Annotated in this window: 18 protein-coding genes; 11 read left to right on the top strand and 7 right to left on the bottom strand. The window is 71.3% G+C overall.

All coding sequences use genetic code 11. The annotated features are described in order from the left end of the window. Positions 1-177 precede the first annotated feature (177 nt). The 10 genes from ACTMTJ_RS23025 to ACTMTJ_RS22980 all read left to right on the top strand — a co-directional run bounded on the left by ACTMTJ_RS23025 (position 178) and on the right by ACTMTJ_RS22980 (position 11,944). Complete coding sequence (locus ACTMTJ_RS23025; RefSeq protein WP_441219980.1) at positions 178-1,923, top strand: 3-hydroxyacyl-CoA dehydrogenase family protein; 1,746 nt, start codon at positions 178-180, stop codon at positions 1,921-1,923. A 97-nt stretch (positions 1,924-2,020) separates the two neighbouring features. Then, positions 2,021-2,881 carry a sigma-70 family RNA polymerase sigma factor gene (locus ACTMTJ_RS23020; RefSeq protein ID WP_441219771.1) on the top strand — a complete coding sequence of 287 codons (861 nt, stop codon included), beginning with the start codon at positions 2,021-2,023 and terminating at the stop codon, positions 2,879-2,881. Between the two features lie 87 nt (positions 2,882-2,968). Then, on the top strand, positions 2,969-5,062 hold the full coding sequence (locus tag ACTMTJ_RS23015) for a galactose oxidase-like domain-containing protein (RefSeq protein WP_441219770.1): 2,094 nt from the start codon (positions 2,969-2,971) through the stop codon (positions 5,060-5,062). After that, the gene (locus ACTMTJ_RS23010) at positions 5,059-5,592 is read left to right on the top strand and encodes a hypothetical protein (RefSeq protein WP_441219769.1); all 534 of its coding nucleotides are present in this window, start codon (positions 5,059-5,061) and stop codon (positions 5,590-5,592) included. Before ACTMTJ_RS23015 ends, ACTMTJ_RS23010 begins: the two co-directional genes overlap by 4 nt. A 53-nt stretch (positions 5,593-5,645) precedes the next feature. Further along, entirely contained in the window at positions 5,646-7,232 is a 1,587-nt protein-coding gene (locus ACTMTJ_RS23005; RefSeq protein WP_441219768.1) for a glycosyltransferase family 39 protein, read from the top strand. Next, positions 7,229-8,767: a glycosyltransferase family 2 protein gene (locus ACTMTJ_RS23000; RefSeq protein WP_441219767.1), complete on the top strand. Its 1,539-nt coding sequence runs from the start codon at positions 7,229-7,231 to the stop codon at positions 8,765-8,767. Before ACTMTJ_RS23005 ends, ACTMTJ_RS23000 begins: the two co-directional genes overlap by 4 nt. Further along, complete coding sequence (locus ACTMTJ_RS22995; RefSeq protein WP_441219766.1) at positions 8,764-9,906, top strand: glycoside hydrolase family 113; 1,143 nt, start codon at positions 8,764-8,766, stop codon at positions 9,904-9,906. Before ACTMTJ_RS23000 ends, ACTMTJ_RS22995 begins: the two co-directional genes overlap by 4 nt. 149 nt (positions 9,907-10,055) lie before the next feature. Then, complete coding sequence (locus tag ACTMTJ_RS22990; protein ID WP_441219765.1) at positions 10,056-10,799, top strand: FkbM family methyltransferase; 744 nt, start codon at positions 10,056-10,058, stop codon at positions 10,797-10,799. Between the two features lie 5 nt (positions 10,800-10,804). Next, positions 10,805-11,086, top strand: a complete 282-nt coding sequence (locus ACTMTJ_RS22985) for a hypothetical protein (RefSeq protein WP_441219764.1) — start codon at positions 10,805-10,807, stop codon at positions 11,084-11,086. 48 nt (positions 11,087-11,134) lie between these two features. Further along, positions 11,135-11,944, top strand: coding sequence for an alpha/beta hydrolase (locus tag ACTMTJ_RS22980; RefSeq protein ID WP_441219763.1), 810 nt, complete (start codon positions 11,135-11,137; stop codon positions 11,942-11,944). A gap of 111 nt (positions 11,945-12,055) precedes the next feature. On the opposite strand, the gene ACTMTJ_RS22975 is transcribed toward ACTMTJ_RS22980, so the two are convergent. Further along, positions 12,056-12,712, bottom strand: a complete 657-nt coding sequence (locus tag ACTMTJ_RS22975) for a class I SAM-dependent methyltransferase (protein WP_441219762.1) — start codon at positions 12,710-12,712, stop codon at positions 12,056-12,058. A 73-nt stretch (positions 12,713-12,785) separates the two neighbouring features. After that, positions 12,786-13,865 (bottom strand): LCP family protein, encoded by a 1,080-nt coding sequence (locus ACTMTJ_RS22970; protein WP_441219761.1) that lies wholly within the window; start codon positions 13,863-13,865, stop codon positions 12,786-12,788. Between the two features lie 172 nt (positions 13,866-14,037). Here ACTMTJ_RS22970 and ACTMTJ_RS22965 point away from each other — a divergent pair, with 172 nt between their 5' ends. Beyond that, the gene (locus ACTMTJ_RS22965) at positions 14,038-14,973 is read left to right on the top strand and encodes a glycosyltransferase (protein ID WP_441219760.1); all 936 of its coding nucleotides are present in this window, start codon (positions 14,038-14,040) and stop codon (positions 14,971-14,973) included. Here ACTMTJ_RS22965 and ACTMTJ_RS22960 read toward each other — a convergent pair. From ACTMTJ_RS22960 to ACTMTJ_RS22940, 5 genes are read right to left on the bottom strand one after another with little or no spacing between them, the layout of a single operon-like run. Beyond that, complete coding sequence (locus ACTMTJ_RS22960; RefSeq protein WP_441219759.1) at positions 14,962-15,708, bottom strand: PHP domain-containing protein; 747 nt, start codon at positions 15,706-15,708, stop codon at positions 14,962-14,964. The genes ACTMTJ_RS22965 and ACTMTJ_RS22960 overlap by 12 nt on opposite strands. Further along, positions 15,705-16,862: a hypothetical protein gene (locus ACTMTJ_RS22955; protein ID WP_441219758.1), complete on the bottom strand. Its 1,158-nt coding sequence runs from the start codon at positions 16,860-16,862 to the stop codon at positions 15,705-15,707. The genes ACTMTJ_RS22960 and ACTMTJ_RS22955 overlap by 4 nt, the downstream gene beginning before the upstream one ends. Then, on the bottom strand, positions 16,859-17,527 hold the full coding sequence (locus tag ACTMTJ_RS22950) for a polysaccharide deacetylase family protein (protein WP_441219757.1): 669 nt from the start codon (positions 17,525-17,527) through the stop codon (positions 16,859-16,861). The genes ACTMTJ_RS22955 and ACTMTJ_RS22950 overlap by 4 nt, the downstream gene beginning before the upstream one ends. A 7-nt stretch (positions 17,528-17,534) precedes the next feature. Beyond that, positions 17,535-18,389, bottom strand: a complete 855-nt coding sequence (locus ACTMTJ_RS22945) for a glycosyltransferase family 2 protein (protein ID WP_441219756.1) — start codon at positions 18,387-18,389, stop codon at positions 17,535-17,537. Then, complete coding sequence (locus ACTMTJ_RS22940; protein ID WP_441219755.1) at positions 18,386-19,669, bottom strand: glycosyltransferase family 4 protein; 1,284 nt, start codon at positions 19,667-19,669, stop codon at positions 18,386-18,388. The genes ACTMTJ_RS22945 and ACTMTJ_RS22940 overlap by 4 nt, the downstream gene beginning before the upstream one ends. Positions 19,670-19,746 lie beyond the last annotated feature (77 nt).

Below are 19,746 nucleotides of genomic sequence, written 5' to 3'. Positions count from 1 at the left end.
TGGGGGAACTCCGGGTGGGAGAAGTGACCGAGGCGAGCCGGCGGTGCGTGAGATGGGCCACCTGGCGCGGTCGGGCGGGCGGGACGTGGCAGACTCGCGCGCATAACCTTAGCGAACGTTAGGGGCATCGCTGTGGCGCGTGAGATCAGCACCGTGGGCGTAGTCGGTCTGGGCACGATGGGTGCGGGGATCGTGGAGGTCTTCGCGCGCAACGGGATCGACGTCGTCGCGGTCGAGGTGGCCGACGCGGCGCTGGAGCGGGGGCGCACCACGCTGGTCGGGTCGACCGACCGGGCCGTCGCCAAGGGCAAGCTGGAGCCCGCTGACCGGGACGCGTTACTGAGCCGGGTCAGGTTCGCCGTCGGGCTTGGGGCCCTGCGGGACGTGGACCTCGTCATCGAGGCGGTGCCTGAGCACCTCGACCTCAAGCAGCGGATCTTCGCGGAGCTCGACCGGGTCTGCAAGCCGACCGCGATCCTCGCCACCAACACCTCGTCGCTGAGCGTGACCGAGATTTCGGTGGCCACGCACCGGCCCAACCAGGTTGTCGGCATCCACTTCTTCAACCCGGCGCCGATCATGAAGCTTGTCGAGGTCGTGCGTACGGTCGTGACGGCGCCAGAGGTGGTGGCCGACGTCGAGGCGCTCTGCGAGCGGCTGGGCAAGGTCGACGTGACCATCAACGACCGGGCTGGGTTTATCGCCAACGCGTTGCTCTTCGGCTACCTCAACCACGCGGTGACGATGTACGAGGCCCGGTACGCCAGCCGGGAGGACATCGACGCGGCCATGAAGCTCGGCTGCGGGCTGCCGATGGGGCCGCTGGCGCTGATGGACCTGATCGGGCTCGACACGGCCTACGAGATCCTCGACACGATGTACCGGCGGGGCGGACGGGACCGGCGGCACGCACCGGCCCCGCTCATCAAGCAGATGGTCACCGCCGGGCTGCTCGGCCGGAAATCCGGGCGCGGCTTCTACACCTACGAGAAGCCGGGCTCCCCGGTGCTCGTACCAGATAAGCAAACGCCGACCGCGACGGCGTCGGCGACGGCCGACGGCGCGCGTGGGATCGCGAAGGTCGGCGTCGTGGGGTCCGGGACCATGGCCACCGGGATCATCGAGGTGTTCGCGAGGGCCGGGTACGAGGTGGTGTCCGTCACGCGCGGCGCGGAGAAGTCGGCGCGGGTGTGCGAGGCGGTCAAGCGTTCGCTCGACAAGGGTGTGGTGCGGGCGAAGCTGACCGAGGCGGAGCGTGACGCGGCGCTGGGCCGGGTCAACTGGTCGGCAACGCTGGAGCACCTCGCCGACGTCGACCTGGTGGTCGAGGCGGTGGTCGAGGAGCTCAGCGTGAAGCAGGCGCTCTTCGCCTCGCTCGACGAGATCTGCAAGCCCGGCGTGGTGCTCGCGACCACGACGTCGTCGCTGCCGGTCATCCAGTGCGCGATGGCCACCCAGCGGCCGGCCGACGTGGTGGGGCTGCACTTCTTCAACCCGGCGCCGGTCATGTCGCTGGTCGAGGTGGTGCACACCATCCGCACCTCGCCGGAGGCGCTCGCCACCGCCCGCGCGGTGGTCGCGGCGCTGGGCAAGACCGCCGTGGTCTGCGCCGACCGGGCCGGCTTCGTGGTCAACGCGCTGCTCTTCCCGTACCTCAACGACGCGGTCCGGATGCTCGAGGCCAGCTACTCGACGGCCGACGACATCGACCACGCGATGAAGCTGGGGTGCGGCTACCCGATGGGGCCCTTCGAGCTGCTCGACGTCGTGGGGCTCGACGTGGCGCTGGCCATCCAGCGAGAGCTCTACCTGGAGCTGCGCGAGCCCGGCTTCGCACCCTCGCCGCTGCTGGAGCACCTTGTCACCGCCGGCTACCTGGGCCGCAAGGCCGGCCGCGGCTTCCGCGACCACACCTCGCCGTGATCAAAGGTCCTCTCAAGCCGTTCTAACTGCTTGAGAGGACCTTTGATCACGGCGAACGTAGCTGTTACCTTTTCCCGCCCTGGTTCGTCATGGAGTCATGAACGAGTACGACTGGATGGCCGAGCGCTTCGAGGCGCACCGCGGTCACCTGCGCGCGGTGGCGTACCGGATGCTCGGCTCCCTCAGCGAGGCGGACGACGCGGTGCAGGAGGCGTGGCTCAAGCTGACCCGCGCCGACACGAGCGACGTCACCAACCTGGGCGGCTGGCTGACGACCGTGGTGGGGCGTGTGTGCCTGGACATGCTCCGCTCCCGCAGGGCGCGGCGTGAGGAGCCGCTCGGCGTGCACGTCCCTGACCCGATCATCAGTAGCGCGGACGGCCTCGACCCGGAGCAGGAGGCGCTGCTGGCCGACTCGGTGGGGCTGGCGCTGCTCGTCGTGCTGGAGCAGCTGGCGCCCGCGGAGCGGCTGGCGTTCGTGCTGCACGACACGTTCGCCGTGCCGTTCGAGGAGATCGGCCCGATCCTCGGCCGTACGCCGGCCGCCGCCAAGCAGCTCGCCAGCCGGGCCCGCCGGCGGGTGCGCGGCGCGGAGCCCACGTCGGACGGTGACCTGGCGAGCCAGCGCGCGGTGGTGGAGGCGTTCCTGACGGCGGCTCGCGGCGGCGACATGGAGGGCCTGCTCGCGATCCTCGACCCCGACGTGGTCGCCCGGCCGGACACCGGTGCGGTGGTGCACGGCGCCAGGGCGCTCGCCACCAACGCCATCACCTTCGCCCGGTACGCGAGCGCGGGCCGGCTGGCGCTCATCAACGGTGTCCCGGGGCTCATCGCGATGGACGGCGAGCGGGTCAGGTCCGTCATGGCGTTCACTATCCGTGGCGGGAAGGTAACCGCATTGGACATTCTCGTGGACCCGGATCGCCTTGCCAGACTGGACATCAGCCCACTCGGGTAGTGACGGACAAACCCGTATTGGCCATGTTGGGAATGACCGGTAACCTGCGGGACGGCCCAGGTAGACCTCACCCCGACAGGAGACCTTGTGCCTGCCGCGAAAGCCGTCCCGATGTTCAGCCCGGAGCTCCGCCGAGGACTCGGCCGGCTGCTCGCCCTCGCGCTGCTGGTGACCGTCGGCCTGGTCGCCTCACCGGCACAGGCCGCGGCCAACCTGGTGCAGAATCCGGGCCTGGAGTCGTTGGACGCCAACGGTTTCCCGGTCTGCTGGGAGCGGTCGGGCCAGGGCGACAACACGTATACGACGGGTGTCACCACCGACGCGCGCACCGGCAAGCGGGCCATGCGGGTCAACGTCACGCGGCTCGTGTCCGGCGACCGCAAGGCGATGATGCTGGAAAACGCGCAGTGTGCTCCTCGTGTCACTGACGGTCACCAATACGACCTCTCCGTGTACTACAAGTCGACGACCGCGGCCAACGCGCTGACGCTCTTCCGCCGCGACACCAAGCTCGGCTGGCAGTACTGGATGGATCCGGCCACGCTCCCGGCCACCGCCACGTGGCAGCGCAAGGTGGTGCGCACGCCGCCGGTCCCGCCGAACACCGACCGGATCACGTGGGGCGTCAGCATCTACGGCGTGGGCACCCTCACCACCGACGACTACTCGATGGTCGACGCGAGCGCGCCGGCGCCCACGCCCAGCGGGTGCACCGACGCGGCCGGCTGCACCAAGGGCAAGTGGCAGGTCATGCCGTACGAGTCGACGGTGCGCGGCGTCCACGCCGTGATGCTCCACAACGGCAAGGTGCTGCTCGTCGCGGGCTCCGGCAACGACCCCAACGCCTTCGCCGCGGGCACCTTCAAGACCGCCGTGTACGACCCGGCGAGCGGCGCCTTCACCAACGTGCCCACGCCCAAGGACCTCTTCTGCGCCGGTCACGTGCAGCTGAAGGACGGCAAGGTGCTGGTGATGGGCGGCACCAAGGACTACGCCAAGGCGGACGGCACGGTCGGCTACAAGGGCTTGAAGAACTCCTACGTCTTCGACCCGGTCACCAACACGTACACGGCCACCAACGACATGCTCGCCGGCCACTGGTACCCGTCCGCGACCATCCTCGGCAACGGTGACGTGCTCTCGCTCGGCGGCCTCGGCGAAGACTCCACCGGCACCACGACCACCGACTACTACAGCGCCGCACAGGGCAAGTGGCTGGGCGACGTGCAGCAGACCTGGTCGTGGTGGGGCCTGTACCCCGCGATGGTGCTGATGCAGGACGGCCGGCTCTTCTACACCGGCAGCCACACGTTCGGCAGCGGCCTGCCGGGCACCGGGGCGTCCATCTACAACTACGGCACCAAGGCCATCACCGACGTGCCCGGCCTCCAGCGCAAGGACGAGCGCGACCAGTCGATGAGCGTGCTGCTCCCGCCGGCGCAGGCGCAGCGGGTCTTCACCGTCGGCGGTGGCAACGGCGACGAGGGCAAGACCGCCAACCGGCTCACCGACCTCATCGACCTCAAGGCGGCCAACCCTCAGTACCAGCCGGGTCCGCTGCTGCCGCAGGGCACGCTGACCGGTGGCGCGGCACAGACCGGCGAGCAGGGCAAGATGTACGTCTCGCTGGTGCTGCTGCCCGACGGCACGGTCTTCGAGACCGGTGGCGGGCTGCACAACAGGGCCGACCCGGTCTTCGAGGCGTCCATCTTCGACCCGCAGACCAACAAGTTCCGCGAGGGCATGGCGACCGACCCGGTGCCGCGCACGTACCACTCGTCGGCGTTCCTGCTGCCCGACGGCCGCGTCATGGCGGTCGGCGACAACCCCGGCAACGGGTCGTTCGACAACCGCATCTCGATCTACTCGCCGCCGTACATGTTCAAGGGCGCGCGGCCGGCGATCCAGACCGTGGCCAACACCAACTGGGGATACGGCACCACGCAGCGGATCACCGTGAACTCGGCGGTGACCCGGGCGTCGCTGATCCGTCCGGCGGCCGTCACGCACTCGTCCGACCCCAACCAGCGGTTCGTCGAGCTGCCGATGACGGTCAACGGCAACACCATCGACCTGAACGTGACGAGCAACCCCAACCTGGCCCCGCCCGGCTGGTACATGCTCTTCGTGCACAACGCCAACGGCGTACCGTCGACCGCCAAGTGGGTCAAGCTCGGATGAGTCGCCTGGCCGCGTGGCTCAAGGCCCGCAGCCGCCGCGAGCAGTACGGGATCGCGGCGGTGGCCGCCGTGCTCGTGCTCGCGACCGCCGGCGTGGCGGTGGCCGGTGGAAGCGACCGCGACATCCTCTGGTTCGACGGCACGCCCGCCGCGGCGCCGGCCGGCGAGCAGGCGCCGGAGAGCGGCGGCGGCGCGGAGCCGGGGCGGGGCAGCGGTGCCCAGCAGCAGGCCGGGCCGGACGAGTCGCCACCGCCGTACGTGCAGCCGTTCGCCGAGCAGCCGGGCGCCAAACCGCGCGCGCCGCAGCCGTCGCCGACCGCGGGCGTCGACATCGCCGAGGGTACGGACGGTTGCGACCACGCATACGGCGATCGCGACGTTTGCGTGCCGTGGGAGTTTCCGGCCGGTGTGTCTGACAAGTGCGCTTGGCTTCGAGAGAGGGGATTCGAACCCCTTAAGATCACAGGTGGGCGCGACCGGCACGGCCTCGATCGCAACGGCGACGGGACCGCGTGTGGCGCCGGAGACTGACCGTTTTTCGTGCCCAGTAACGGGGACTCGTACCCAGCAAAGGGGATTTGCCTGTGAGTAGGGCGGCCCGCTCGCAACTTCCGGTGGCGACCCCCAACGGGGAGGTACACATCCCTCTCCCGCGCCGGGTCGGTGTCGTGGAGACGCCGGCGCCGACTGCCCCGGCCGACGCGACGATCCTGTTGCCGAAGTCACCCTCCCAGGAAGAGGCCGAGCGCAAGCAGCGGTGGGAGGCGTGGCAGCGCCGGATCGCCTGGGGCGCACCGGCTCTGGTGACCGTCGTGCTGTGCGTCATCGGGCTGACCGGGCCGGGGCTGTGGGCCGACGAGCTCGCGACGTGGGGCATCACCACGGTTTCGTGGTCGGAGCTGTGGAAGCAGCTCGACGGCACCGACGCGACGATCGGCCCGTACTACGTGCTGATCCGGGTCTGGACAACGGTTTTCGGCGACTCCGACCTCTCGCTGCGCCTGCCGTCCCTGCTCGCGATGGCCGGCGCCGCCGCCGTGATCGGGCTGATCGGCATCCGCCTCGGCTCGCACCGCATCGGCCTGATCGCCGGCCTCACCTTCGCGATCCTGCCGATAACCACGCGCTTCGGGCAGGAGGCCCGGCCGTACGCGCTGGCGACGCTCGCCGCGGCGGTGGCCACGCTGCTGCTCATCCGGATGCTGGAGGGGTTCACGCTCGGCATCGCGCTCGCGTACGCGGTCGCCGTCGCCGCGCTCGGCGCCATGCACCTCGTCGCGCTGCTGATGCTGGCCGGCCACGGCCTGGCCGTGCTGCTGACCAAGCGCAAGTTGCTGTGGCGGTGGACACCGAGCGCGTTCGTCGGTCTGATACCGCTCATCCCGATCATCCTGATCGGCCGGCGGCAGCAGGGCAGCCAGATCGGCTGGATCCCGTTCACCGACCTGCACCAGATCGAGGCGTACGGGCTGGAGTTCTTCGGCGGCGCGCTGATCGGCGGCGCGATCTTCGCCCTCGGCGCCGCCGCGGTCTCCCGCGAGCGGGGCGCCGTCGTGGCGATCAGCCTGAGCGTGGTGCCGGCCGGGCTGCTGATGGCCCTCGGCTCGCTCACGCACATCTGGCAGCAGCGGTACGTGCTCTACACGGTCGTCGGCTGGGTCGTGCTCGTCGGCCTGCTGCTCGCCAAGCGCGGCCTGATCGCGGCGGTCGCGACGCTGGCGGCGCTGACCGTGCTCGCCCTGCCCGGCCACGCTTCGGTGCGCAAGCCGGCGTTCCGGTACCAGGACACCAAGGCGGTCGTGGCACTGATCGAGCGTGACTACCAGCCCGGCGACGGCATCGTGTACGGCCTGAAGGACCGCGGCCCCGGCGTGCTCAACCGCGACGTGATCGCCCACTACCTGCCGGAAAACCGCCGCCCGACCGACCTGCTCGTGGACCGGCCGATGCGCACCGACGGCTGGATGGTGGCGAGCGAGCACGCGGACGTGGCGGTCCGGCTGGGGGAGACCCGGCGCGTGTGGGTGCTGCGCCTCGGCGAGTACGGGGACCCCCTCGACGACCTCGATGGAAGCAAGAAGGACGTCCTTAAGGAACGTTATGATGTCGCCGACAGTTGGTGGACAACGGGCTACACCGTCGCGTTACTGACCCGGAAGGAACCCGTGTGACGACGCACGTCGCTCCCTCGCGGCGCGACGAGCCGGGTGAGCGGACACAGATCATCCCGCGGCAGCAGGAGCACCCCGGCGAGACGCACGTCATGCCCGCCATCCGCATGCCGATCACTCCGCGTGCTACCACGATGGCGCAGCGCCACGCCGGCTGGCTTCCCCGGCTGTGGCCGCTCCTCGCGTGGTTCGTCGCGGTGCTCGTGGTGACGCTGTTCCTGAGCGTGAAGTCGACCGGGCCGCTCGGCGCGGTGGTCACCATCGTGTGGACCTATCCGGTGATCGGCACGGTCGTCGGGCTGGTGGGCGCGTTCGTCACCCGCCGCCGGCTCCGCCGTGACCGGCTCACCGCCGCCGACGACAAGATCATCCGGTGCAACGACCGCCTCGTGGTGGTGGTGCCGACGATCGGGCGCCACGACACGTATCCGGCGCTCGACCGGGTCGTGCACTCGTACATCACCTACCTGCCGGAGTGCTTTCCCAAGCTGCGCGTCGACGTCGTCATCGAAGAGGGCTGCGAGGCGGCGGAAAAGATCCACAAGCTCGGCGAGATCAGCCGGTACATCCGGATCATCACGGTGCCGCAGAGCTACCACACGGTCAACCGCACCAAGTTCAAGTCGCGCGCCAACAACTACGCCCACGAGCTGCGCATCGCCCAGCACGAAGACCGCGACGACGTGTGGGTCCTGCACATGGACGACGACACCGGCGTCGGGCTCGACACGGCGATCGCGGTGGCCCGCCTGATCGAGCAGCAGCGCGAGCTCGGCGACGAGGCGTGCCACCTCGCGCAGGGCATCCTCACCTACCCGCGCGAGCACGCCCGCAACAGGCTCACCTGGCTGGCCGACGCGAGCCGGCCGATCGCCGACGTGACGGTCTACTCGGCGTTCACCGGTGGCGGCCACCCGCTTGCCGGGGTACACGGTGAGCTCCTGCTCGTCCGCGCCTCGGTGGAGGCCGAGATCGGCTGGGACTTCGGGCCCGAGGCGATCGTCGAAGACGCCCAGTTCGCGCTCGTCTTCAGCCGCCGCTACCCCGGGCGCAGCGCCTGGTTCGCGGGCCGCTGCTACGGCGCCTCGCCGGCCACCGTGCGCGACTTCTTCCGCCAGCGGGAGCGGTGGGCGTGGGGCCTGATCGGGCTCTCGCTCGACGAGCGCATCCCGCTGCGCGACAGGCTCTACATTGGATACTCGACGTTCACCTGGGTGATCAGCCCACTCCAGCACCTCGGCACGATCCTCTTGCTGGGCTGGGTGCTCGGCTCCTTCGACACGGTGCCGATCACGCTGGCCGTGCTGCCGATCTGGGCGCTCAACATGGCGTACGCGATCTGGCTCTACTCCGAGGGCCTGCGCATCAACGTGAGCGTCTCCCGCCGCGCGAAATACCGGTGGTGGGAGGGGATAGCGGTGATCCTGCTCGTCCCCGTCTTCTCGCTGATGGAGGGGATCGGCGCCGTCCGCGGGCTGATCCGCTACCTGCGTGGCGGCCAGCAGCAGTTCGTCGTCATCGCCAAGCCGATATGAGGCGCGCGGTCGTCGCCGCGCTCGCGGTGTTGCTGGCAGCCGGCTGCTCGTCGGGTGAGGGCGACCCGCTGACCCGGCTCTCCGAGGGGCCACCCGGTGGCGGCGGCGATCCCACGGCGAGCGCGAGCGCGTCGTCCGAGCCGCAGGTCGCCAAGGTGCGCCAGCCGTGGCAGCCCGGCATGCGGCAGTACGGCATCGCGGTCTACTGGGAAAACAACGGCAACGACACCGACCAGATCGTCCGTGCCAAGGCGCAGAAGGTCCTCGACCACGTGGTCGAGCTCGGCGCCAACTCGGTCTCCATCTCGTTCTCGTTCGTCATGGACTCGGCGTACGCGAACGCGGTGCGGATGGACCACCCGATCACGCCGACGCCGGCGCGCCTGGAGATCGTGCTCGACGAGGCCAACAAGCGCGGCCTGCGCACGGCGGTGCGCCCGATGCTCAACGAGCGCAACCTGACCAAGGACGACCCCGACATGTGGCGCGGCTCGATCCGCCCGGAGAGCCGCACCAAGTGGTTCGCCTCCTACCGGGACATGCTCGTCCAGTACGCGAAGGTGGCCGAGACGGCGAAGGTGGCCACGTTCGTCGTCGGCACCGAGCTCAACTCCATGGAGAGCAGTACCACCGGCTGGCGCACGGTCGCGACCGGCGTCAAGGGCGTCTACACCGGCGAGATCGACTACAGCGCCAACTACGACCGGCTCCGCGACAGCGGCCCGGCGCCGGGCATCACGCTCTCCGTCGACGCGTACCCGCCGCTGGAGGTGGGCGACAGCGCCTCGGTGAGCCGCCTTGTCGACGGGTGGAACGAGTGGCTCGACGACAACCGGACCGCCGCCACGCTCCCCGACCTGGTGCTGGCCGAGGTGGCGATCGGCGCGCGCTCAGGTGCGTACCAGGAGCCGTGGTCGCCGCACTCGAAGGGCACGATCAAGCCGGAGATCCAGCAGCGCTGGTTCGACGCCGCGTGCCAGGTGATGCGCGAGCGCGACCTCGGCGGCATCTACTTCTGGATGATCAACCTGGACACCGACCCGAAGGCGAAGCAGCCGGGCAAGTCACCGATGGACTTCCTGGGCCGGCCGGGCGAGCAAAACATCGCCCGCTGCTTCGCCAAGGATCCACGTAAGTGAGCGAGCTGGCGCGGCGGCGTCTGGACGTAGCCGCCCCGCCGACGAAGTCGGGGTTTCGGGGTGGCGGAGGAAGACGTCGCCTTCAGCGCCGCGCGAGCGAACGAACCAGAAAGCCCAGTGGGCCGGCTGAGAGGGAGTAGCGTCGCACCATGCTCGACCGCGTCTGGGGGATCGCCCGCTCCCTGGTCATCTATCACGGCCAGCCGACCAAGCACCGGCGGTTGCGGCGGCTCTACAGCCAGTTCCTCGGCCCCGGCGACATCGGGTTCGACATCGGCGCGCACGTGGGCGGCCGGGTGCGCCAGTGGCGAAAGCTCGGCGCCCGGGTGGTCGCGGTCGAGCCGCAGCCCGACTGCCTCCGCGTCCTGCGCTTCCTCTTCGGGCGCGACAAGGGCGTCACGCTGGTGCCGGTGGCCGTCGGTGAGCGGCCGGGCAAGGCTTCGCTGGCGCTCTCCACGACCAACCCGACGGTCTCCTCGATGTCTCCGGAGTGGCGCGACTCGGTGTCGAGCCTCTTCCAGGGCGTGCGCTGGGACCGCTCGGTCGAGGTCGAGGTCGTCACGCTCGACGACCTCATCGCGCGCCACGGCGAGCCCGCCTTCTGCAAGATCGACGTCGAGGGCTTCGAGGCACAGGTGCTGGCCGGCCTCTCCCGCCCGGTGCGCGCCCTCTCCGTCGAGTACCTGCCGTCCGTGCACGACGCATCCATGGCCATGCTCCACATGGTCGACAAGCTCGGCGCGGCGGCCGGCGGATACCGCTACAACTACTCGCTCGTCGAGACCGCGCGCATGGTGAGCGACGAGTGGCTCGACATGGCGGGCCTGACCGCGCTGCTGGAGCGGCTCCGGCCGGCGGGCCGGTCGGGTGACGTGTACGCCCGCCTGCCCTGACGTCGATGCCCCGCCGCAACCCCGACCGCGACGACGTCCCGCCGCTCGACCTGGAACGCGCCCGGCAGGGCGTCCAACGGGTGCAGCGGTGGAGCGACGGCGAGTGGGCTGTGCGCACGATCTCCGGCGGGGCGTCCACGAAGACGTACCGGTGCCCCGGCTGCAACCAGGAGATCCGCCCAGGCACCCCGCACGTGGTGGCCTGGCCGGTCGACGGCCGCGGCGACGAGAGCGACCGCCGGCACTGGCACGCCGGCTGCTGGGGGGCGCGTGAGCGGCGCCGCTAAAGAAGCGGCCCGGCTGCCGTCGACCGGCGGCGGTGAAAGACTTGCGCCGTGAGTGAGAAGATCCGCGCCAACTCGATCCTGCCGGGCCGGCGGGAGGACATCGAGCTGCACACCGCCGACGGCCTCAAGCTCGTCGGCGAGCTGGCCCTCCCGGCCGACCGCGACCCGGTCGGCGCCCTCGTCTGCGTCCACCCGCTGCCCACCCACGGCGGCATGATGGACAGCCACCTCTTCCGCAAGGCGGCGTGGCGGTTGCCCGCGCTGGCCGGGCTGGCGGTGCTGCGGTTCAACACGCGCGGCACGAGCAGCGTGCGCGGCACGAGCGAGGGAGAGTTCGACAAGGCGGTCGGCGAACGCTTCGACGTGGCGGCGGCCATCGAGTACGCGGAGTTCGCCTCGCTGTCCAACGTCTGGCTGGTCGGCTGGTCGTTCGGCACCGACCTGGTCCTGAAGTACGGCTGCGACCCGTCCGTCGCGGGCGCCATCCTGCTGTCGCCCCCGCTGCGCTTCGCCGCGGAGGAGGATCTGGCGGCGTGGGCCGCGTCCGGCAAGCCGGTGACCGCGCTCGTGCCCGAGCTCGACGACTACCTGCGGCCGGCGGAGGCACGCCAGCGCTTCGCCGCCATCCCGCAGGCCGAGGTCATCGGCGTAGACGGCGCGAAGCACCTGTGGGTCGGCGACGCCGAACGCGTGCTCGACGAGATCGTCACCCGCGTCGCACCGGACGTACCGACGCCCCTGCCCTCCACATGGGACGGTCCAATGGAGACCGGCGACGCCAGCGCCTACGCCGACCGCACGGTAGCCGCCTTCGCCGACGTCCCCGTAGCCGCCCCGAAACCGGACACCCAGACCTAGAGGCACGTGTCTCAGGCTTCCTTCGCAGCAGGGGTCCCGTATGCCCGCCCAGACAGTGACAGGGCTGCCCTCTTGAGAGCCGGGCGGGAGGGGTGAGCGGGGCCTGGCTGGTCAGGGGAGCTTGTAGGCGATCAGCGACTTGGTGAGCCCGACGATGCGCTCGCTGCGGATCGTCGACTGTGGAAAGTAGTGGCGCATCTGGGTCTTGTCGATCAGCTCGGTCCACAGCACGGCCTGGCGTGCCTCCGCGAGGCTGGACGCCGGGGTGTGCGCCAGCGGCCACTTGTACGCCATCCGGGAGCGGAGGGCGACCGGCAGGAACTGCATGCCTGGCGCCACCCAGTGCGGCTCGATCGGGAAGTAGCGGTAGGGCGTCTGCACCCAGTGCGCGTCGGCGAGCGCGTGGATCGACTCGGCGAAGCGGACGCGGCGCTCGTGGCCGCCGACGTGCTCGATCACCGAGTTGGAGAAGACGAGGTCGTAGCGGCGCTTGGCGATCTGCGGCGGCAGCGCGCAGGCGTCGCCGTAGTCGAGCTCGGCCCACTCGGGCAGCTCGCCGGGGAGTGGCTCCAGGTTGACGACGTGCACGTGCTTGGGGCGCACCGGTGCGCGCTCCCACGTGTCGACCCGCCCGCCGAGGTCGATGACGGACATCTGGGCGAGGTCGGGGAAGGTCTCGCTCAGCCACTGCGCCCGCCGTGCACGGCGCTTCGCGCCCCACGAGTCCGGCGAGTCGACCAGCCGCCGGCGAATCGAATGAAGACCCACGCAGGGAGGGTATTAGGCCAGGCTGCCCAGCGGCAGGTCCGTCCGGTTCACCCTTCCATCAGCTATCCGACACTCAGTCTTGCGGGTTCTCCATGAGCCAGGTGTCCATGTCGTCTTCGCGGACGGCTTTGTAGAGGCCGGCCGCTGCCTGTTCGTCCGAGAGGACGACGCTCTGGCCGCCGATCATGCCGGTGGAGCTCGACGGGCTCGTGATCGAGGTGATGGCTTCCTCGCGCAGGTCGCGCATCGACCAGGCGGTCCCGAAGAGATCGAGGTCCTTGTCGACGCTGACCGCCTTGGCCGTCGCGCGGAGAAAGCCGTTGAGCCGCCCCGGATCCCGCATCAGGCCCCTCTGGGTCGCCTTGGCGACCACGGCGCGGACCAGTTGTTGCTGGTGGCGTATGCGGGTGAAGTCGCCGTCCTTGAACTGGTAGCGCTGCCTCGCGTAGTCCAGCGCGGTCGCCCCGTCCATGTGCTGATCGCCGGTCGCGAACTTGCGGTGCGGCGGGTGTATAGAGGTGAAGTCCTTGTCAACGGTGAGGTCCACGCCGCCCAGCGTGTCGACGATGCGTTCGAAGCCGGCGAAGTCGATGAGGACGACGCTGTCCATGCGTACGCCGGTGAAGCCCTCCACCGTCCGCACCAGCAGTGGCACGCCGCCCCACGCGAAGCTCGCGTTGATCTTCGCTTCGGTGCCGCCGTGGCGGCCGTCCGCGGACTTCGGCACTTGGACCCAAGTGTCCCGCGGGATCGAGATCATCTGGGCGCTTTTTCGATCGGCCGCGACATGGAAGAGGAGGATGGCGTCGGTGCGGGACCCGTCGGTGCTGTCCGGAGCTCGGGAGTCGCTGCCCACGACGAGGTAGTTGTGCGCTTTCTCAGCGACGACGGGCGGGCGAGCACCCTCGGGCACGCCCGCGAACGCGTCCACCCGCTCGATGTCGCCCTCGACGGAGCGCGCGTAGAGCCAGAGCGCGCCGCCGCTCCCGGCCGCGCCGAGGACGAGCGACAGCCCGAGCACCAGTGCGATCAGCCGCCACCACCGCCGCTTGCGGCTCGGCGCCGGTGCCTTGTCTGGGGTCTGCTCCAGCACGTCGAGCGGGCGCTCCGGGGACGCCTCCTGCGAAGGCACGGGCGGCGATGTGTCGGCCATGACGCTCGACGCTACGCCGATCATCCTGAGCGACGAATCAGCTAAAGGCGGAACAACAACGACGGGTTACCGACACTTCTCTCACCCGGACAGCGGAACCGGGCCGGCGGGACGGGAGGGCAGGATGGTCCGTGGCGCGGCCGCCGGTCGCGAACGAAGGCGAGGAGCGGTGTTGAGGCAGGCCGAGGAGACGATCGCGGTCGTCGTCGTCACCTACAACAGCAAGCGTCTCCTCGACGACCTCGTCGCCTCGCTCGGGCCCGGTCTGGAGGGCATCGCCTGGCACCTCACCGTGGCCGACAACGCCTCCGCCGACGGGAGCGCGGCGGCGGTCAAGCGGGTCGCGCCGGGCAGCATCGTCGTGGAAATGGGGCGCAATGCCGGCTACGCCGCGGGCATCAACGCCGCGGTAGCGGCCGCCCGCCCGCACACGGCCGTTCTCGTGCTCAACCCGGACATCCGGCTCGCGCCGAAGTGCGGGCGTGAGCTGCTCGCGGTGTTGCGCGGCAGCGACGCGGGCATCGTCGTGCCCCGGCTCGAGCGCGGCGACGGCTCGGTCATCCACGTGCTGCGGCGCGAACCGAGCCCGCTGCGCGCCCTGGGCGACGCGGTGCTGGGAGCGCACCGGGCCGGGCGCTTCAAGCCGTTCGGCGAGCTCGTGGTCGACGACCACCTTTACGGCGCGCAGACCGAGGCCGATTGGGCGGCCGGTTCGGCGATGCTGCTAAGCGCGGAGTGCTGGGCACGGGTCGGCCCGTGGGACGAGTCGTTCTTCTTGTACTCCGAGGAGACCGACTTCGCGCTCCGGGCTCGCGACGCCGGGCTGCCGACCCGGCTGGCGCCGTCCGCGCTCGCCGTCCACCTGGAGGGGGAGTCCAAGCAGTCGCCCGGCCTGTGGGCGCTGCTCAACCTCAATCGCGTGCGCCTCTACCGCCGCCGCCACGGCCAGGTGCTCACGGCGGCGTATTGGGCGGCGCTGCTGCTCCGCGAGACAAGCCGCGCGGTGCTCGGCAACAAGGCCAGCCGTGCCGCCGCCCGGGCGCTCGCCAGTCCGTCGCGGCTGCGGGCGACCCCGAGCCCCGAGTTGGTCGCCGCGCTAGCCGCGTAGGCGGCGCAGCCGGTTGACCGCGGGCCGCACCGCGCGGCGGGCCGTTTCGGCCGCTACGGCGGCCCGCAGAGCCGGGCCGCGCAGCATCGACTCGACCGGGCGCTCCCGAAACGCGGGCTCGAACTCGCCCTCCCGCAGCGCGCGGTGCACCGCCGGCAGGTCGACCGTGTCGCCGGCCAGTTGGAGCCGCATCGCCAGCGGGAAGAACTGCCGGCTGGTGTGGAAGTCGACGGCGACGAAGTGCCGCAGCCCTTCCCGCCGCGCGAGCTCGGCCGCGTGCCGGTTGGGCGCGATGCCGTCGTACTTGCGGTTCCATACTTCGACGGCGGCCAGGTGCGCGCCCCACGCGGGCTGGTACCGGCGCCACGCGTCGCGCCGCCACGGGTGGGCCAGCACGCTGGTGCCGCCGTCGGCCGCGACGCCGGCGAGGAGGGCGCCGATGTCCGGCACCTCCTGCCCGTAGAACGGGACGTCGCCCCAGACCGGCACATGCACGGTGTTGTCCAGGTCGTTGTATTCGATCCCGGGCACCAGCAGGATCTCGCTGGTGCTCGCCTCGGCGCAGGCGGCGCGGTACTCCGCCCACCGCGTGGCGACGAACTCGCGGCAGTGGTCGGCGAGGAGCACCACGTCGTATCCGCGGGCCGCGAAGGCGGCGGCGATGTCGGCGAGCTTCCAGGTCGCGTCGTCGGACCACTCCGAGTGCACGTGGGCCGCCGCCCGGGTGGTGGTCATCGGCGGCGCAGCTGGTCGGCCACGGTGTGCCAGGTGTCCCGCAGGAAGACACCCCATTCGTCCGCGTGGTACCACCTGTTGCCGCGCTCGCGCCGCAACATCGCCCGCAGCGTGGCGGTGCGAGAGGGCCAGCGCCCGGCGTCCGCGCCTTTGCCGCCGCGCATGACCGCCAGCAGGTGTACGAGCTCGCGGCCGGCGTGCCGGCAGAGCAGGTGCGGTGCCTCGGCCGCCGCGGGCGGACGCCAGGCAGGGTCGAGCGCGGTCTGGACCGCCCAGGCGGGGTACGGCAGGCCGCGGTGCCGAGCCAGCGCCATGCTGCCCCAGGTGCGCCCGTTGAGCTCCATGAACCACGGCTGCCCGCTCGCGTCGCGCAACAGCTCGATCATGAAGATGCCCTGCCAGCCGGCCTCGGCGACGAACCGCCGCACCGGCCCGACCAGCTCGGGATCCACGGGAATCGAGCGGCAGGCGCTGGAGCCGGAGCCCCGCGGGTTCATCATGCGGACCCGCCGGTGTGCCGAGAGCGCGTACGCCTCGCCGCCGACCGCGATGCCGAAGACGCCTTCGCCGGTCCCGTCGATCACGGGCTGCACAAGCGCGGGGCCGCCCAGCTTGGCCACGATCGCCGGTACGTCGCCGGGCTCGCGGGCGATCGCACCGGCCGGCCGTCCCAGCCGCCCGTCCGCCTCCACGGCGGCGAGCGCCGACTTGACCATCCACGGCCCGGGGCCCGGCGGCGGCTCGGCGGAGCCGGTCGGCGGCACTGGGATGCCAGCCTTTTCCGCCAGGGCGATCTGCTCGCTTTTGTCCAGCGCGAGGCGGGCCGCCGCGCCGGTCGCGCCGGCCAGCGGCACACCCAGGATGCGCCCGTCGACGGCGTCGACCGCACGGTCGCAGGCGAGCAGCGCGGCGTCGTCGAGCGGGAGCACCGCCGCCGGGCGCTCGGTGGCGACCAGCGACCGGATCGCCGCGACGGTGGCCGCGACGCCCGCCTCGGGCGCTGGCACGGGGCGCACCGTGACACCACGCGCGGCGGCGAGCGGCGGCCGCCTCCCGGCCCGTGTGAACGCGACCACCTCGTATCCGGCGTCGCGTAGGCACCAGGCCGACTCGATCGCGGCGAGCGACTCGGCGAAGCCGATGAGGACCTTCACCGCCACCGCTTTACCACTCCCACGGCGGTGGCGCGGACCCGGCGAGCCAGCGGCGGGGCGGTGAGGATCTCGGCGCGCAGACCCTCGGGGGTGTCCAGGTGGCGCACGCTGTAGCGCGGCTGTAGCCAGGAGCCGCGCCGCGCGGTGCGCCGGTCGCTGGTGAAGACACGCCGGTATCCGTTGCGGCGCAAGGCACTCAGCACCGCGCGGTCGTACTGACCGAGCGGCAGTGCCGCGGTGTCGACCGGGCGGCCGACCACCTCGGCGAGCCGCACGCGGGCGGTTACCAGCTCGTCGTGCGCCTCGGTCGTGTCGAGGCCGCGCCAAGAGCGGTGCCACATGCCGTGCGTGCCGATCCCCATGCCGCGGTCGCGCAGCTCGCGTACGTGGTCGGCGCCGAGCGAGCCGGGCTTGTCGAGCCGACCGGCCACCACGAAGAAGTCGGCGGACAGCCCGCGCTCGGCGAGCTCGGGCAAGCCGATCTCGACATCGGACGCGTTGCCGTCGTCGAAGCTGATCCGTACCGCCGGCCAGGTGGCGACCTCGTCGAGGATCCGCCGGAAGCGGTCGACGTCGACCCAGTAAACGTCTTCGCCCGGCTCGAGCTCGCGCTGCGGCGTGCCCACCCCGTGGAAGCACACGTTCACGACACCGTCGGTCGCCATCTTTCTCCTATTTCTGAGCGGCCGGCTGCCGGCTCGACTCGTCGTGGCCCCAGGCGACCGTCCCCCGCCGCCGCTTGGCGGTGACGGCGGCGATGACCGTGATCGCGGCGTAGCACGCGCCGGCCGGCCACAGCCATGGGCGCGGGAGCACCACGTCGCGCAGCCAGGAGGAGCGCGCGCTGGAGCGTACCGCGGGCGGGGCGTCGCCAGCCGCGGACGCCGCCCGCATCGCGGCGTTGCCGGCCCGCACCCGGACCAGGCGCCGCACGAGGTCGCGGGTGCGCCGGGGCGTCGCGACCGTGGAGACCACGGCGGCCACCTCCCGCTTCTCCTCGTACGCGAAGAGCGAGTCCAGGTAGAGGTCGTCCGCGATCACCGACGGAAACTCGTCGAACCGGGCGCGCCCCTCGGCCGACAGCGCGATCGCCCCTCGCCCGAAAAGCGCGCGGTCGTACGCCGGAAGGCGGGAGTTGACCGCGAAGAAGGCCCGCACGAGCAGTGGGCGCCCGGACAGGTCGAGCTTTCGCCGGGGCACCGCGGCAAGCGGCGCTGGGCTGCCATCGGACACCGCCGCCGCCAGGGCGTGCACGCCACCGGGCGTCAGCACGATGTCGGCGTCCAGATAGAGCCGGGGAAAGCCCCGCGCGACCGCGTCGCCGGCGTTGAGCGCGCCGGCCTTGCCCGGCTCGGGCCGGTCGACCACCCGCACGCCCGGCCGAGCCGCCGCGACCGCGGCCGTGTCGTCGGTGCAGCCGTTGGCGACCACGGTCACGTCGAGCCCTGGATCGCTGGCCAGCAGCGCGTCCAGGCAGCGCCCGATGACCGCCGCCTCGTTGTGCGCGGCGATGACGACACTCGTCATTCGCGGCCCGCCGGCTCAGCGATCTTTGAGGATCCCGGACCGCCGGCGCGCGGCCGGGGCACGGCCGGGTCGGCAGGCCGCCGCCGGGCGAGAAGCTGGTGCCACACCCGCACGTACGCGCGGGCCTGGTGGTCCCAGGCCAGCTGGCCGGTGAACCGAGCCAGCCCCACCTCGCGCATCTTCGCCCGCCGCTCCCGGTCGCGGAGCAGCTCGTCGATCGCGTTCGCGTACTCCGAGGGGGTGCCGTTGGGCACGTAGACGGCCGCCTCTCCCGCCGTGCGCCGGGTCTCGACCAGGTCGGCGGCGACTACCGGGAGACCGCGTGCCACGTACTCCACGGTCTTGGCCATCGTGGACAGGTTGTTCATGGTCGTGGGCAGGTCGGGCTGGATCGCCACCGTGGCCGAACGCAGCAGCGCGTCGACCGCAGGGCCGTCGAGCCACCCGGTGAAATCCACCATGTCGCCGAGCCCTCGGTCAGCGACCAGCTTGCGCAGGGCGGGCAGGCTCTCGCCGTCGCCGGCGATGCTGAGCCGCCAGCCCGCGCGCCCACGGATCCGGATCAGCTGCTCGGCGGCGAGCACTGTGCCCTCCACGTTGTCCTGGGGGCCTAGCACGCCCAGGTAAACGAGGTGGTGCTCGCCGTGCCGCCCCTCGCCGCCGTCATCGTCACCGGGCGGCGCGACCTCGTCAAGCGCCGGCCCGTTTCGCACCACGGTGACCTTGTCCTCCGGTACGCCCCGGCGCACCGCGTTGTCGCGGAACGACTCGTTGGTCGCTAACACCGCGGAGGCGGTGCGCAGCGTGAGCCACTCCATCAGCTCGAGCGCCCGGTAGACCCACCGGTTGGGCTGGCCGCCGGAGCGGGTCGCGTAGACCTCGGGGCACAGGTCGTGGTGGTCGAAGACCCACGGGCGTCCCATCGCCCGCATCATCAGGGCGAGCGGCCAGTAGACGTCTGGCGGGTTGCACACCTGCACCGCCTGGGCCCGGCCGGCGAAGACCTCGCCGAGCAGGCGCACCGCGATGCAGAGGAACGACCAGACGAACTCCGCCGCGAACGACAGTACCCCGGAGCCGTAAACGAAGACCGGGTACGGCCGCAGCCGCGTGCTCCGGCTGCCCGGCAGGACTTTGAGGCTCTTGTCGCCGCGGGGCGCGATGACCGTGACCTCGTAGCCCGCTTCCTCCAGGGTCAGGCACTCGCGGATGACCCGGCGATCCCGTTCGGCCGGGAGGTTGGCGATGAGGATGGTGATGTGGGCCCGGCGGTTCTTCATCAGGCGGTTACCTCGTCGACTCCGTGCGGAATGCGCCTCGGCGATGCCGAGCGTATGGACACGCCTACCGAACCTTC

The organism is Phytohabitans sp. LJ34 (genome assembly GCF_052068095.1).
Taxonomy (GTDB): domain Bacteria; phylum Actinomycetota; class Actinomycetes; order Mycobacteriales; family Micromonosporaceae; genus Phytohabitans.
Note: the sequence above shows the minus strand (reverse complement) of the source record. Positions and strands in the feature narration are given on the sequence as shown.